The sequence below is a fragment of the Pseudacidovorax sp. DMC4 genome (assembly GCF_056314265.1).
In genome coordinates this window covers 23895-38067 of the sequence record NZ_JBQUYR010000001.1, presented here as the reverse complement: position 1 = coordinate 38067, position 14173 = coordinate 23895, and the positions used below count along the sequence as shown (strand labels likewise).

The following is a 14173-nucleotide window of genomic DNA, read 5'->3' as shown; positions in this document are numbered from 1 at the left end:
CCGGCTCACAGCACGCGGTGGCCCAGCGCCGGCAGCTGTTCGCGGCAGGCGGCCAGGCGCGCGATGTCCAGCTCGGCGATCACCACGCCTTCGCCCTCGTCGCGACGTTCGGCCAGCAGCTGGCCCCAGGGCTCGGCCACCAGCGTCTGGCCCCAGGTGCGCCGGCCGTTCTCGTGCCGCCCGCCCTGGGCGGGCGCGGCCACGAAGGCCAGGTTCTCGATGGCGCGGGCGCGCAGCAGCAGCTCCCAGTGCGCCTCGCCGGTGGTGTGGGTGAAGGCGGCCGGCACCAGCAGCAGCTCCGCGCCCTGCGCCGAGAGTTGGCGGTAGAGCTCCGGAAAGCGCAGGTCGTAGCAGACCGACAGGCCCACCTTCCAGCGATGGCCGTCGCGCGAGGGCAGCTCGAACAGCGTCGGGCTGCCGCCCGGCGCAATGACGCGCGCCTCGTCGTAGCGCTCGCGGCCGTTGTCGAAGCAGAAGAGATGGATCTTGTCGTAGCGCGCCACGCATTCGCCCGTCGGCGCATAGGCGAGCGAGGTGTTGAACACATGGGCCTCGTCCGCCGCCTGCAGGGGCAGCGTGCCGCCCACGATCCACAGGCCGAACTCGCGGGCGCAGGCCGCCAGGAAGTCCTGCACGGGCCCCTGGCCGGGCGCTTCGCGCAGCGGCAGCTTGTCGGTGTCGCGGTGGCCCATGAGGCAGAAATACTCGGGCAGCGCGGCCAGTTCGGCACCCGCCTCGGCGGCCTGGGCGAGCAGGGCGCGGGCCCGCGCGAGGTTGTCCTCGCGCACGGGGCCCGAGACCATCTGGATGGCGGCGATCTTCATGGTTTGGCTTCGTTGTCGGTGGCAGTGCCGGCGCCCGGTTGTGCCGCCGCGCGCGGCACCTTGACCACGCGCGGATCGGCCCAGGTGCCGTCGATCAGGAACTCCTGCGTGGTGGCGGCCACCAGCGGACGGCTCAACACCATCTGCGCCAGGAAGGTGCCCAGGCCGATTGCCGGATTGATGGCCGTGGCCACCAGCGCGGCCGTGCCGGCGTTGATCTCGGGAATCACCACCACCCGCAGCTGCTGCGTCTCGTGCGCGATGTCGGCCGAGCCGTCCATGAAGACGGCGGCATTCACACCCTTCATCTGCAGGTTGTTGGTGCTGGCGATGCCGTTGGCGATGCGCGCGTCGCCGCGGATCTGGTCGAAGGCGAAGCCGGCGCTGAACAGGTCGCGGAAGTCCAGCGTCAGCCGGCGCGGCAGCGCCTGCAGGTTGATCACGCCCAGCAGCTTGGCGATGCCGGGCTCGGCCTTGAGGAACTGGCCGCTCGTCACGTCCACGTGCAGCTGGCCGCCCAGCGAGGCCAGGTCCAGGTCGAAGGGCGAGCCCTGCCAATGGACGTCGCCGCCCAGCCGGCCCTTGCCGGAGGCCAGCACGCCCGGCATGCCGAAGCGGCCGAGCAGCGCGCCGGCATCCTGCATGTCGAGCGTGAAGTCCAGCATCATGTGGCGCTTGGCGCCCGTGGAGGTGGGCGGTGCCCAGCGGCCCTTGGCCTCCAGGCGCGCCTCGGGCAGCGTGAAGGCCAGCTTGTCGAGCCGCCATTCGCGCCGGCCGCCTTCGGCGGACTGCGTGGCCGCCACGATCTCGGCCCGGCCCAGGTGGCGGCCGAGCAGTTCCAGGTCGTCCACCACCACGTCCAGCGCCGGCAGGTCCTCGGGCGGGGCGGTGTCGAGCAGCGACTCCACCTGCTCGCGCGACTCGCCCGGCGCGATGCGCAGGTAGGCCAGCCGCGCCTTCACCTGGGCGGGCGCCTGGTTGCGGTACTCGACGCTGCCGCTCAGCTCGCGGGCCTGCACCTTGGCCTTGTACAGATTACCTTCGATGGTGCCGTCCACCGTCAGATCGTGCAGCGTGCGGCCGGCCACCTGCAGGCGGCCGGCCTGCAGCGCAACGCGGTTGGGCAGCCAGGGCGAGGCGGCCACCGCCTGGGCGGTGCCCGGCGGTGCGGGCGTGGCCGGGGCGGCCGGCGCCTTCTGCGTCGCCAGGGCGCGCCAGGCGTCCACGTCGATGTCGTCCAGGTGGATCTGCGCCAGCACGCCGTTGGCCGGCAGCGTCTTCGAGCCGGCCACGGCCGTGCCGACACGCAGCGCGCCGCGCACCACGGTGGGCTGCGGCGTGTCGAGCTCGCGCACGTACTCGGCCGAGGCCACGTCGCCCAGGCGCACGTCGATGGTCTCGGTGCGGCCGCGGCGCGCTTCCTCGGCCTGGCGCAGGCCGAGGCGAAGCGGGCGCGTCGCTTCGGCAGATTTGCCCAGGGGTGCCGGCAGGTCCATGCCCAGACCCTGCAGGCTGCTCTCGAACTGGAAGTCGGGGACGCCGTTCTGCAGCTGCAGGCTGGCCGTGTAGCTGCTGCCGCCCTGCAGCCGGCCGGCCAAACCGTTGAGTTCGGGCTGGCCTTCCACCGTGCGCAGGCCTTCGGCCGTGAACTGGCCCTGGGCCTTGAGCGCAAGCGGCTTGGTGGTGCCGCCGTAGCCGCCCTGGCCTTCGATGCGGATGGGGCCGCCGGCCAACTGGGCCTGCACGCCGGCCAGCGAGAAGCCGCTGTCGGTGAACTGCAGCGTGCCCTTGACCTGCGTGAACGATGGCGAATTCGGCACCAGCCGCACGTCGTTGCCCGGCAGGGCGACGCTGGCCTTGACCTGCGTCTGCGCCATCTGCGTGAGCGGCATGTCCATGTCGAAGCGGTAGTCGGCGTTTCCGCTGGCCTGGATGCCCCCGATGAAGCTGCGGGCGTCGCCGGTGAGCGGCGCGCCCTGGCGCAACAGGTCGGCCACCGGGCCGCGGGCCTGCAACTGCAGCAGCAGCCGGGGCGCATGGGCGAGGTCGGGAATGCGGGCCTCGCCCTTGACCAGTTCGATGGAGGGCGCCCCCGCCATGCGCCCGCGGGCGTTCAGCACCTGCATCGTCTGCCGGTCGAACACCAGTTCGCCCGACAGGCCGGTAACGGCCGGCCAGGCCGCGTGGCCGGTGGGCACATGCGGCACGTAGTTGAAGTGCACGTCCTGCACCTGGGCTGTGATGCGGAAGGCGTCCTGCGGCGCCGCCGAAGGCACATGGTGCAGGTCGCCGCGGATGCGGAACTGCACGTCGCTGGCGCGGCCCTTGACCACGGCGTCGCGCACGTAGTGGCGCGTCTCGGCCGGGATGCCCAGCGGCAGGTAGCGGTGCACACGGGTGCCGTCGGCGCGGGTGAGCTGGGCCGTGAGATCGAGCACGCCCGGAAAGCGGCCCTGCCCGGCGGGTGCGGGCTGCCCGGTGTGCCAGCGGATCTGCGCGCTGCCTTCCGCGTCGGCATTGGTCAGGCGCAGATCGGGCAGCTGAACCTCGATGTCCTCGTCCTTGCGGCTCCAGTGCACGGTGGTGTCGAGCCGGTCGACCGGCACCGAGGGTTCCTCGAACACGCCCGGCACGTCGACCGCGCCGTTGCGGATCGCCAACCGGGCGGTGCCGCCGGCCTGGTTCAGGTCGACCTCGGCATCCAGGCCACGCACGCCAGGCGAACCCAGTTGGTGGCCATCGGGCGTGGCGTTGCGTCCGTCCGCCGCCACCGCCAAGCCCTTCACGCGCAGCCTGGCCTGGTAGCGCGTGGGCGAATCGGCCGGGCCCTGCCAGCTGCCCTCGATGTGTTCGAGCAGGCCGCGCGGCGCCCGCACCGCGAGCAGGCGCCGCACCTGGGTGCCGATGGGCAGCCGGTCGGCAATGAGGGCCATCGCGCCCAGGTCCAGCTGGTCCGCGCGCAGGGCGCCGCTCTCGGGCGTGCGCCCGTTGGCCGGCTGGGTGCGCAGCCAGAAGTTGCCGCCGGGCCAGCGCTGTCCGTCGCCGGTGGCGAACTGCAGGTTCTGCGTCGAGAACTCGAACAGCTGGTCGGTGGCGCGTACCGCGAGGCGCCCGGTCAGGTCGCGCAGTTGCAGGGGCTCGAGCTGGGCCCCGAGCACGGCGTCGATGCGCGACAGGGCCAGGTCGGCCGCGCCGCCCACGGCCCGGCCGGATTCGACGTCGATCCAGGCCCGCACGGCACCTTCGCCCTCGCGGATGCGGGCGTCGAGCTTGACGTACTGGCCCAGCCGGGTGACGTCGATGGCGGGCAGGTCGGCATAGAGCTGGCCGCTCCAGTCGCGCCAGTCGCCGCTGCGCAGGCTCAGCAGCGGCTGGCGGAATCGGCCGTTGATGGAGAAGCGCTGCCCCCAGCCCTCGGGGGGCGTGGCGTCCAGCCGCATCGCGTGGCTGCGCACGCCATTGCGCACCACGAAGCGCACGTCTGCCAACGTGAGCGTGGGCGCATCGCGTGTCTCGTCGGTCCAGCGCACCGTGCCGTGCTCGACCACCACCTCGCGCTGGGAGAAGAGCCAGTCGGCGCCCGGGCTGTCGTCCTTGCGGTCGTCGGGGTTGAGCACCACGCCGGCGATGCGCAGCCGGCCGTCGGCATCGCGCCGCACGTCGAGCTCGGGCCGCTCGATGTAGAGCTGCTCGAAGCCGCGGTGCCACAGGGAGCGCGGCGACACGCTGGCCACGACGCGCGCCAGCCGCAACGCCTCGCCGCGGCCGGGGTCTTCCAGCACGACGTCGTGCAGCTCGATGGTCGGGAACAGGCTCCTGGAGTACGCCTCCAGCGAGCCGATGCGAACGGGTACCCCTGCGAGACGGCTGGCTTGCGCCTCCAGCGCGCCGCGCCACTCGCCGATCCGCGGCACAATCCACGCGTGTAGGACGACGACGCACAGGCCGACGAGCAACCAGCCGGCCACCACCAGGGCCAGCAGCCAGCGTGCTGCGGCAGCTGCGATCCTGAGCAGACGTGGAGGAGATGGCGTCGTGACATTCATGAAGGATCGCGCTGTGTCGGAAATTATGACCGGCCGCCCCTGGCCCGGTTCCGAGCCGGCCGGCGGAGACGGCCCCTCAAACCGTCCGATTTCGGAGCATGCGCAGCCGGCTGTCTCGTCGGCCGCCATGCCGCCCTCGCGAGGGCTTTCATCGGGCTCTCGTTTCGTGCAGCGGCTGCGCCGGCGCTACGCCGACGAACTGACGCTGCTGCCCCCCGGGGCGCCCCGCCGCCCCCATATGGAGAGCGCGCTCGCCGCATTGCGCGCGGCCGGCCGGCCCACGGGCGATGCGCTGCGCATCGTGCGCCAGCTGGTCATGGAGCGCCTGATCGCCCGCGACTGCGATGAGCGCGCGCCCCTCGAGGAAGTGCTGCTGGCCGTCACCGAGCTGGCCGAGTTCGCCCTCGACACCGCCTGCCGCGAGGCCTGCGCCGAACTCGACGCCGTGCATGGCGCGCCACGCACCGCCGACGGCCAGCGGGCCCAGCTGTGGATCGTGGGCATGGGCAAGCTGGGCGCGCGCGAGCTCAACGTCTCCAGCGACATCGACCTCATCTACCTGTACGACCAGGACGGCGACACCGCCGGCGACGCCCAGGGCCGCGGCAGCATCGCCAACCAGGATTACTTCGGTCGCGCGGTCAAGCGCATCTACCAGCTGGTGGGCGACACGACCGAGCACGGCTTCGTCTTTCGCGTCGACCTGGCGCTGCGGCCCAACGGCAACTCGGGCCCCAGCGTGGTCTCGCTCGATGCCCTGGAGGAGTACTTCCAGGTCCAGGGCCGCGAATGGGAACGCTTCGCCTGGCTCAAGAGCCGCGTGGTGGCGCCCACGGCGGCCATCGAATCGGGCAGCGCCCAGGCCCTGCGCGGCGTGGTGCTGCCCTTCGTCTTCCGCCGCTACCTGGACTACAGCGTGTTCGACGCGCTGCGTTCGCTGCACCGCCAGATCCGCGAGCAGGCCATGCGCCGCAGCGCTGGCCGACCCGAGCGGGCCAATGACGTCAAGCTCTCGCGCGGCGGCATCCGCGAGATCGAATTCATCGTGCAGCTGCTGCAGGTGGTGCGCGGCGGGCAGTTTCCGGAGCTGCGCACGCGGCCCACGCTCGACGCCCTGCAGCGTCTGGCGCGTGCCGGCCTCATGCCCCAGGCCACGGCCGACGAGCTCGACCGCGCTTACCGCTTCCTGCGCCAGGTGGAGCACCGCATCCAGTACCTGGACGACCAGCAGACCCACATGCTGCCCGTGGCCGACGAAGACCTGCGCTGGATCTCCGCCACGCTGGACTTTCCGGACTGCTGTGCCTTCCTGGAGAAGCTGGACACCTACCGCGAGTTCGTGGCCCAGGAATTCGACACGCTGCTCGGCGGCGAAAAGCGCTGCAGCGGCGGCAGCTGCCAGCGCGGCGGCGCCGGCCAGCGTGCGGCGCCGCAGGATCTGGGTGAGCTGCTGGCCAGCCTGCCCGCGCCCTTCGCCGAGCGCGTGCGCCATTGGGCGGACAACCCGCGCATCGCCGCCCTGCGCGACGAGGCCCGCGCGCGGCTGCGGCAACTGGTGATCCGCACCGGCCGCTGGCTGCAGGAGGCCGAGGCCTCGACCGCAGGCGACCGTTGTGCCCATCCCGTGGACGCGGCGCTCCGATGGGCCGACTGGATCGAGCCGCTGCTGCGCCGCGAAAGCTACCTGGCGCTGCTGGTCGAGCGCCCCGGCGTGCACGAGCGCCTGCTGCGCCTGCTGGGCGCGGCCAAGTGGCCGGCGCGCTACCTGCTGCAGCACCCCGGCGTGATCGACGAACTCGCCAGCCCCGACATGCTGGCCGCGCGCTTCTCGGCCCCGGAGTTCGAGGGCGAGCTGGAAGCCCGCCACCGCTCGCTCTCGCGCACCGGCGAGGCCGACGAGGAGGCGCTGATGAACCTGCTGCGCCGCGCCCACCATGCCGAAGTCTTCCGCATCCTGGCGCGCGACCTCGAAGGCCGGCTGACGGTGGAGCAAGTGGCCGACGACCTGAGTGCGCTGGCCGACACCGTGCTGGCCATCACCGCGCGCTGGTGCTGGCCGCATGTGCGCAACCGGCACGCCGAACTGCCACGCTTCGCCGTCATCGGCTACGGCAAGCTCGGCGGCAAGGAGCTGGGCTACGGCAGCGACCTGGACATCGTGTTCGTCTATGAAGACGAGGACGAGCGCGCGCCCGAGGTCTACGCGGCCTACGTGCGCAAGCTCATCAACTGGCTGACCATCAAGACGCGCGAAGGCGACCTGTTCGAGATCGACACCGCGCTGCGGCCCAACGGCAACTCGGGCCTGCTGACCATCACCTTCAACGCCTACGAGAAGTACCAGTTGGGCCGCGGCAGCAACACCGCCTGGACCTGGGAACACCAGGCCATGACCCGCGCCCGCTATGTGCTGGGCAGCGCGGAGCTGGGCGCGCGCTTCAACGCGGTGCGTCACGCCGTCATCGCCGCCCCGCGTGACCGTGCCGCCCTGCGCAAGGAGATCGTCGCCATGCGCGAGAAGGTGCGCGCCGCCCACCCGGTGCGCCCTGGCCGCTTCGACGTCAAGCACAGCGCGGGCGGCATGGTGGACGCCGAGTTCGCCGTGCAGTACCTGGTGCTGGCCCATTCGGGCGAGGTACCGGCGCTGCTGGACAACGTGGGCAACATCGCGCTGCTGCAACGCGCCGAGGCCGCCGGCCTGCTGCCGGCCGGCGTGGGCCGCGCAGCCGGCGATGCCTACCGCGAGCTGCGCCGCCTGCAGCATCGCGCGCGGCTGGACGAAGCGCCCACGCAGGTGCCGCCCGAGCTGGCGGCCCGCGAGCGCGCCGCCATGCTGGCGCTGTGGGAGGCGGTCTTTGGCTGAGGCGGGCATGCGCGGCCACGCGCTCGTCGGCATGCCTTTGCGGTGGGCGACCTGGACGGCGGCCTGCGTCGCCGCCGTGCTGGCCGGATGCGCCAGTGCGCCGCGCGATGGCCCGCCCCGCAATCCACCCGCGGGCCTGGCGCAGACGCCCGATGCCGAGCCTCGCGTCGAGCCCATCCGCGCAGAGGGCGGGACCAGCCGGCCCTACACCGTCGCCGGCCGCAGCTACACGCCCCTCACCGACGACCGGCCGCTGGTCGAGCGCGGTCTGGCCTCCTGGTACGGCCAGGGTTTCCATGCGCGCTCCACCGCGAACGGCGAGCCCTACGACATGTATGCCATGACGGCCGCCCATCGCACCATGCCGTTGCCGAGTTACGCGCGGGTGCGCAACCCGGCCAACGGGCGCGAGGTGATCGTGCGGGTGAACGACCGCGGCCCCTTCCGCGACGACCGCATCATCGACCTGAGCTACACGGCGGCGCTGCGGCTGGACCTGCTGCGCGGCGTGGCGCCGGTGGAGGTGGAGCGGCTGACCAACGAGGCGATCCGCACCGGCGCCTGGCGCCGGCCGTCGGACACGCAGCTGGCCGCGGCGTCGACTGCCGTCGCGTCGTCACGAGCGGTGGCGTCGTCGGCGCAGGCCGAGGCCGTGCCTGTGCCGGCCGCCTGGGTGCAGCCGGTCGCGGCGGTCCCGGCGAACGCGGCGGCGTCGCCTTCGACATCCGCACCGGTGCCGGTCTGGCGGCTGGCGCAGGCGTCCACGGCCGTGACCAGCGATGCGGCACCTGCTTCAGCGGGGCCCGAGCTGCCCGCAGCCATTACGCCTGCAGCGTCACCGCCCGCCAAGCCGCCGCCGCGTTTCCGCAACATGGAAGTCGCGCCGCTGGCGCCGATGACGCCAGCGCCCGTGCCGGCGCCCCCGGCTGCTGCTCCTGCCGCAACGCTGCCCGGCTCGGCGGCCGCCCCTGGCGTGTCGCCACCGTCCGCCGCAGGCGCGGCAGCGTCTGCCTCGTCAGCCATCGCTGCAGGCGTATGGATGCAACTCGGTGCCTTCCGCGAGCGCGATGGGGCGCAGACGCTGCTGGCGCGCGTGGCCGCCTCCCAGCCCGAACTGGCGGGCCGCCTGCGCATCGTCGAAGAAGCGGGGGCGCACAAGGTGCAGGTCGGCCCCTATGCCACGCGCGACGCCGCGCAGGCGGCGGTCGGACCCCTGCGCGGTGCGCTGGGCCTGTCGCCCTTCGCGGTGGAACGCCGCTGAAGGCCTGCCCCGACGGCTTCCGCCCCGGGCCGATCCGGGCGCAGCGGCCGAGTGCGGCTCAGGTGCCCTGCGGGGCGGGTCCGGCCGGCGAGCCGATCCGGCTCGTCAGTTCCTTGCGGTAGCGATTCAGGTCCTGCACCGTCTTGAAGCTGCGGTTGAACAGCAGCCCCAGGTTGTGCAGGATGCGCTCGCCCACCTTGCCTTCCCACACGGCGTCGAAGCGGATCTGCTGGTCGAGCCAGTGTTCCAGCCAGTCCGGATCGGGCATGCGGCTTTGCACCGTGTCGCGCGGGAACAGCGCCTTGTTGACGTGCAGGTTGGTCGGGTGCAGCGCCTGGGCGGTGCGGCGGGCGCTGGCCATGAGCACGCCCACCTTGGCGAAGGCCGCACGCGCCTCGTCGCCGCACTTCTCGAGTGCGCGGCGCATGTAGCGCAGGTAGGCCCCGCCGTGGCGCGCCTCGTCCTGCGAGAGCGTGGTGTAGATGTGCTTGATGACGGGCTCGCTGTGCCATTCGGCCGCGCGGCGGTACCAGTGGTTCAGCCGGATCTCGCCGCAGAAGTGCAGCATCAGCGTCTCCAGCGGCGGCGCGGGGTCGAAGTCGAAGCGCACCTGATGGAGTTCTTCCTCGCTGGGCACGCAGTCGGGGCGGAAGCGCCGCAGGTACTCCATCAGCACCAGCGAATGCTTCTGCTCCTCGAAGAACCAGATGGACATGAAGGCGCTGAAGTCGCTGTCGTGCCGGTTGTCCCGGAGGAACATCTCGGTCGCCGGCAGCGCCGCCCATTCGGTGATGGCGTTCATCTTGATGGTCTGCGCCTGTTCGTCGGACAGGCGCGCGCCGTCGAAGTCCTGCCAGGGGATGTCGGTCGCCATGTCCCAGCGAACCGATTCGAGCTGCTTGAAGAGATCGGGGTAAAGCATGTCCGAAGGTCTGTGGGTGAACCTTGCATTGTCCCGGTCGCCCGGGCGCATCGGTGCCGTTGTCCGAGCCGCCGCGGGGTCTTCCGCCGTGCCGCGAAGACGGGCTTACGGAAATTTACAGACTCCCACGGGAACCATGGAAGTCGGCCTACGCTCGGAGAAAGGGTGAGCGCGGACCATTCCGCTCAACGGTTTTCGATGCTGCGAGATCTTCCGGATTCAGAGCCGGTCGAAGCATCCCGAGGCGACTCTTCTCCTCCTCCCTCCCTCCCTCCTTCGTGTCGGGATATCTCGCAGCATCTTTTTAACAATTGGCACCGGTGCCCGGCAGCGTCGCAGTGCCCTCTCCGAGGCGCGATTTCCATCGCGCCTTTTTCTTTGGCGCAGGGGCGCCGCTGCGACGGGTGAGGCGGCGCTCAGCGGGGGGCCGTGTCCTTGATGCTCGGCCGCTGGTGGAGCTTGTCGCACAGGCGGGCCAGCGAAGGATGCTCCGCCCGCCAGTCCAGGTCGGGAAAGCGGAAGCCGATCCAGTCCAGGGCGCAAACGACCGCGATGTCCGAAAGGCTCAGATGGATGCCGCTGCAGAAGGGCTTGTCGCCCAGGCCCTTGGCCATGGCGGCGATGCCGGCCTCGACCTTGCCGCGCTGGCGGTCCATCCAGGCCTGGCTGCGCTCGCTGTCGGCGCGCTTGGGCCAGACGGCTTCCATGCGCCAGAGCACCCCGGCGTCCATCACGCCGTCGGCCAGGGCTTCCCAGGTCTTCACCTCGGCGCGCTCCCGGCCCGAGGCGGGGATGAGCTTGCCCACCGGCGACAGGGTGTCGAGGTACTCGACGATCACGCGCGAGTCGAACATGGCGTCGCCGCCGTCCATCACCAGGCAGGGCACCTTGCCCAGAGGGTTGGAGGTGGCGATGGTGGTGTCGTCGGCCCACACGTCTTCCTGCACGAACTCGTAGTCCAGGCGCTTCTCGGCCATGACGACGCGCACCTTACGCACGTAGGGGCTGGACGTCGATCCGATGAGTTTCATGCAGGCAGGATCCTCGAAAGTGGGCCAGGGGAGGCGGGGCGCGGCGGATTCTAGAGGGAGCGCCGCCGGGCCGCCCAAGGCGCCTGCCGCCAAGGCGCCACCTACAATCCCGGGATGAGTTTCGCGCCCGTTTCCGCCCTTTCGCCCCTCGATGGCCGCTATGCCGGCAAGCTCGCGCCGCTTCGCCCGCTGATGAGCGAGCAGGGCTACATGCACCGCCGCGTCCAGGTCGAAGTGGCCTGGTTCATCGCCCTGTCCGATGCCGGCTTCGCGGAGTTCAAGCCGCTGACGCCGGGCGCCCGCAAGTACCTGATGGGCCTGGTCTCGCACTTCTCCGAGGCCGACGCGCTGGCCATCAAGGAGATCGAGAAGACCACCAACCACGACGTCAAGGCCGTGGAGTACTGGATCAAGTCCAAGTTCGAGGCCCGGCCCGAGCTGGAGTCCGCCGCCGAGTTCGTGCACTTCGCCTGCACCAGCGAGGACATCAACAACACCAGCCATGCGCTGCAGATCCAGGCCGCGCGCGACCAGGTGGTGCTGCCGGCGCTGGACGGCATCCTCGCCACGCTGCGCAAGATGGCTGGGGACTTCGCCGCCGTGCCCATGCTCAGCCGCACCCACGGCCAGACCGCCAGCCCGACGACCGTGGGCAAGGAGATCGCCAACGTCGCGGTGCGCCTGGCCAAGGCGCGCGAGCAGATCGCCGCGGTCAAGCTCATGGGCAAGATGAACGGCGCCGTGGGCAACTACAACGCCCACCTGGCCGCCTGGCCCGACTTCGACTGGGAGGCCTTCAGCCGCAAGGTGGTCGAGACGCCGGCGCCGCAGGGCCTGGGTCTGGTCTTCCAGCCCTTCAGCATCCAGATCGAGCCGCACGACTACATGGCCGAGCTGTTCGACGCGCTGGCGCGGGCCAACACCATCCTGGTCGACTTCTCGCGCGATGTGTGGGGCTACATCAGCCTGGGCTACTTCAAGCAGCGGCTCAAGGCGGGCGAGATCGGCTCGTCGACCATGCCGCACAAGGTCAATCCGATCGACTTCGAGAACGCCGAAGGCAACCTGGGCCTGGCCAATGCGCTGCTGCGCCACCTGTCGGAAAAGCTGCCCATCAGCCGCTGGCAGCGCGACCTGACCGATTCGACCGTGCTGCGCAACGTTGGCGTGGCCTTCGGCTATGCCGTGCTGGCGTATGCCAGCCTGGCCACCGGTCTGGGCAAGCTGGAGCTCAACGAGGCCGCCCTGGCCGAGGACCTGGACAGCAGCTGGGAAGTGCTGGCCGAGCCGATCCAGACCGTGATGCGCCGCTACGGCGTGGCCGGCGCCTACGAGAAGCTCAAGGAAGTGACCCGCGGCCAGGCGGTGACGGCCGAGGCGCTGCACGGGCTGATCCGCTCGCTCGAGATCCCCGAGGCCGAGAAGGAGCGACTGCTGGCGATGACGCCCGGCAGCTACACCGGCAAGGCGGCCGAGCTGGCCCGACGCGTGGGCGGCGGCCAAGCCTGATGGCGCTCAAGTCCACCATCTTCAAGGCCAACCTGGCCGTGGCCGACATCGACCACGGCTACTACGCCGACCATGCGCTGACCCTGGCCCGCCATCCGAGCGAGACCGACGAACGCATGATGATCCGCCTGGCGGCGCTGGCCCTTCAGGCGCACCAGCTGGAGGCCATGTGCGGCGGCGACGGCCAGCTGGCCTTCGGCGCCGGCCTGTCCGACCCGGACGAACCCGATGTCTGGCTGCGCGACTTCACCGGTCGCACGCGGCTGTGGATCGAGGTGGGCCAGCCCGAGGACAAGCCGGTGACCAAGGCCTGCGGCAAGGCGGACCAGGTGGTGGTTTACGCCTTCGCCAGCTCCGCCGAGGTCTGGTGGCGCGGCATCGAGACCAGGCTGACCCGGCCGCAGAACCTGCAGGTGTGGCGCATTCCCACGGCGGCCTCGCAGCAACTGTCGGCCCTGGCCCAGCGCAGCATGCAGTTGCAGGCCACGGTCCAGGAGGGCGTGCTGATGCTTGGCGACGGCGAGCGCTCCGTCGACATCGAGCCACAGCGCTTGAAGTGAGCGCGGGCTCGCGCTAACACGGCGTTCGCGCAGCGCATCGTGCTGCGGGAGAGGGCGTCGGCAGGCGCACTCTCTTTGGCAGACGGCGGTTCGATGCGTCGCGCTCTGGCTGCCCGATCAGAGCCCCGGCATCGGCGCGCCGCAGTTCCAGCACTGCTCGAAGCCGCCTTCCACGAACTCCCCGCAGCGGCAGTGCCACTGGCGCTGCGGGGGGCGCTGCAGCGCGCCCAGCAGGCGCAGGGCGCGGCTGTGGTCGTCGTCGTGCTCGACCCACAGCTCCGGCAGGCACTGGTCCGGCGGCAACTGGCCTGCGGCGGCGCCCAGGTACTCGCGCTGCACGCTCACCGACAGCCCCTGTGCCCGCAGGGCATCGGCCCACAGGGTGGCCAATGCCAGATTGGGGGCCTGGGCCAGGCGGCGCATGGGCGTACGGGGATTCGCTCAGGGTGTCGGATCGCCGACCGCCGGCGCGGCGGGGTCCGAGGGCGGCGGCTCGTCTGCGGCAGGCGCATCCGCCTCACGCGCACGTTCGGCATAGCGGTTGAAGCGCCACGCCGTGTCCTGCATGGTGATGCGGCGCCAGGTCTGCCGCTTCTCGGCCGGGCTCATCGCAGGCCAGTGCTGCACCTCGTCGAAGCTGCGGCCGCAGCCCTTGCATTCGTCGTCGCCCTGGCTGGTCGAGCAGATGGCGATGCACGGCGTGTCGGGGGTGGTCTCATACCAGGCCGCCCACGCCGCCCAGGCCTTCGGCGGAAAGCCGAACTCGTCGGCCTCGTCCTCGCGGTGGAAGACCATCAGCGCATAGACCTCGGCCAGCGCGCGCACCTCGGGTGCCAGGCTGATGCCGTCGGGCGATGGCTTCAGTCGCCGCCAGTGGTTGATGGCGGCCTCGATGTCGGTGATGTGGATGCCGGCCATGCAGGAGGAAACGTGGCGACCGCGACGGCCGGAATGCCGTCTTGATCGAAATGAGGGCCGGCGATCTTATCGCCATGGTTCCCGCCTTGCGCCTCGCGAGGGCGCTGTGTTCCAATCGCGCCGTTCGAAGGGGAGTAGCTCCCGGCCCGGCCCCACGCCGGCGCTGTCGGTCCTGTCGTCAGTACGAAGCGCAAGCTTCCGGCAGTTCCGGGTCCGGTATCCGCAAAGGAGCCGTTCCG

At 71.2% G+C, this 14173-nt stretch carries 10 protein-coding genes; 4 read left to right on the top strand and 6 right to left on the bottom strand.

What is annotated here, in order from left to right:
* Positions 1 to 5: 5 nt before the first annotated feature.
* Positions 6 to 824, bottom strand: a complete 819-nt coding sequence (locus ACT54X_RS00160; protein WP_294366053.1) for a carbon-nitrogen hydrolase family protein — start codon at positions 822 to 824, stop codon at positions 6 to 8.
* On the bottom strand, positions 821 to 4870 hold the full coding sequence (locus tag ACT54X_RS00155; protein WP_294366051.1) for a YhdP family protein: 4050 nt from the start codon (positions 4868 to 4870) through the stop codon (positions 821 to 823). Before ACT54X_RS00155 ends, ACT54X_RS00160 begins: the two co-directional genes overlap by 4 nt.
* Positions 4871 to 4997: 127 nt before the next feature.
* On the opposite strand from ACT54X_RS00155, the gene glnE reads away from it, so the two are divergent.
* A complete protein-coding gene (gene glnE, locus ACT54X_RS00150; protein ID WP_476344398.1) occupies positions 4998 to 7733 on the top strand; it encodes a bifunctional [glutamate--ammonia ligase]-adenylyl-L-tyrosine phosphorylase/[glutamate--ammonia-ligase] adenylyltransferase in 2736 nt (911 codons plus the stop codon).
* Between the two features lie 7 nt (positions 7734 to 7740).
* Complete coding sequence (locus ACT54X_RS00145; protein WP_476344396.1) at positions 7741 to 8994, top strand: septal ring lytic transglycosylase RlpA family protein; 1254 nt, start codon at positions 7741 to 7743, stop codon at positions 8992 to 8994.
* Between the two features lie 58 nt (positions 8995 to 9052).
* Here the strand turns inward: ACT54X_RS00145 and ACT54X_RS00140 are convergent, their stop codons facing one another.
* Positions 9053 to 9916, bottom strand: a complete 864-nt coding sequence (locus ACT54X_RS00140; RefSeq protein WP_294366045.1) for a ferritin family protein — start codon at positions 9914 to 9916, stop codon at positions 9053 to 9055.
* A 416-nt stretch (positions 9917 to 10332) separates the two neighbouring features.
* The gene (locus ACT54X_RS00135; protein ID WP_294366043.1) at positions 10333 to 10947 is read right to left on the bottom strand and encodes a glutathione S-transferase N-terminal domain-containing protein; all 615 of its coding nucleotides are present in this window, start codon (positions 10945 to 10947) and stop codon (positions 10333 to 10335) included.
* Positions 10948 to 11061: 114 nt separating this feature from the next.
* Between ACT54X_RS00135 and purB the strand changes: the two genes are divergently transcribed.
* Together purB and ACT54X_RS00125 are read left to right on the top strand one after the other, a co-directional pair.
* Entirely contained in the window at positions 11062 to 12456 is a 1395-nt protein-coding gene (purB, locus tag ACT54X_RS00130; protein WP_076504976.1) for an adenylosuccinate lyase, read from the top strand.
* Positions 12456 to 13016, top strand: coding sequence for a YaeQ family protein (locus ACT54X_RS00125; RefSeq protein WP_476344393.1), 561 nt, complete (start codon positions 12456 to 12458; stop codon positions 13014 to 13016). Before purB ends, ACT54X_RS00125 begins: the two co-directional genes overlap by 1 nt.
* Before the next feature lie 117 nt (positions 13017 to 13133).
* Here ACT54X_RS00125 and ACT54X_RS00120 read toward each other — a convergent pair whose 3' ends face one another.
* Together ACT54X_RS00120 and ACT54X_RS00115 are read right to left on the bottom strand one after the other, a co-directional pair.
* Complete coding sequence (locus ACT54X_RS00120; protein ID WP_294366037.1) at positions 13134 to 13439, bottom strand: putative signal transducing protein; 306 nt, start codon at positions 13437 to 13439, stop codon at positions 13134 to 13136.
* Positions 13440 to 13457: 18 nt separating this feature from the next.
* Positions 13458 to 13934, bottom strand: coding sequence for a DUF3717 domain-containing protein (locus ACT54X_RS00115; RefSeq protein ID WP_294366036.1), 477 nt, complete (start codon positions 13932 to 13934; stop codon positions 13458 to 13460).
* Positions 13935 to 14173: the final 239 nt, after the last annotated feature.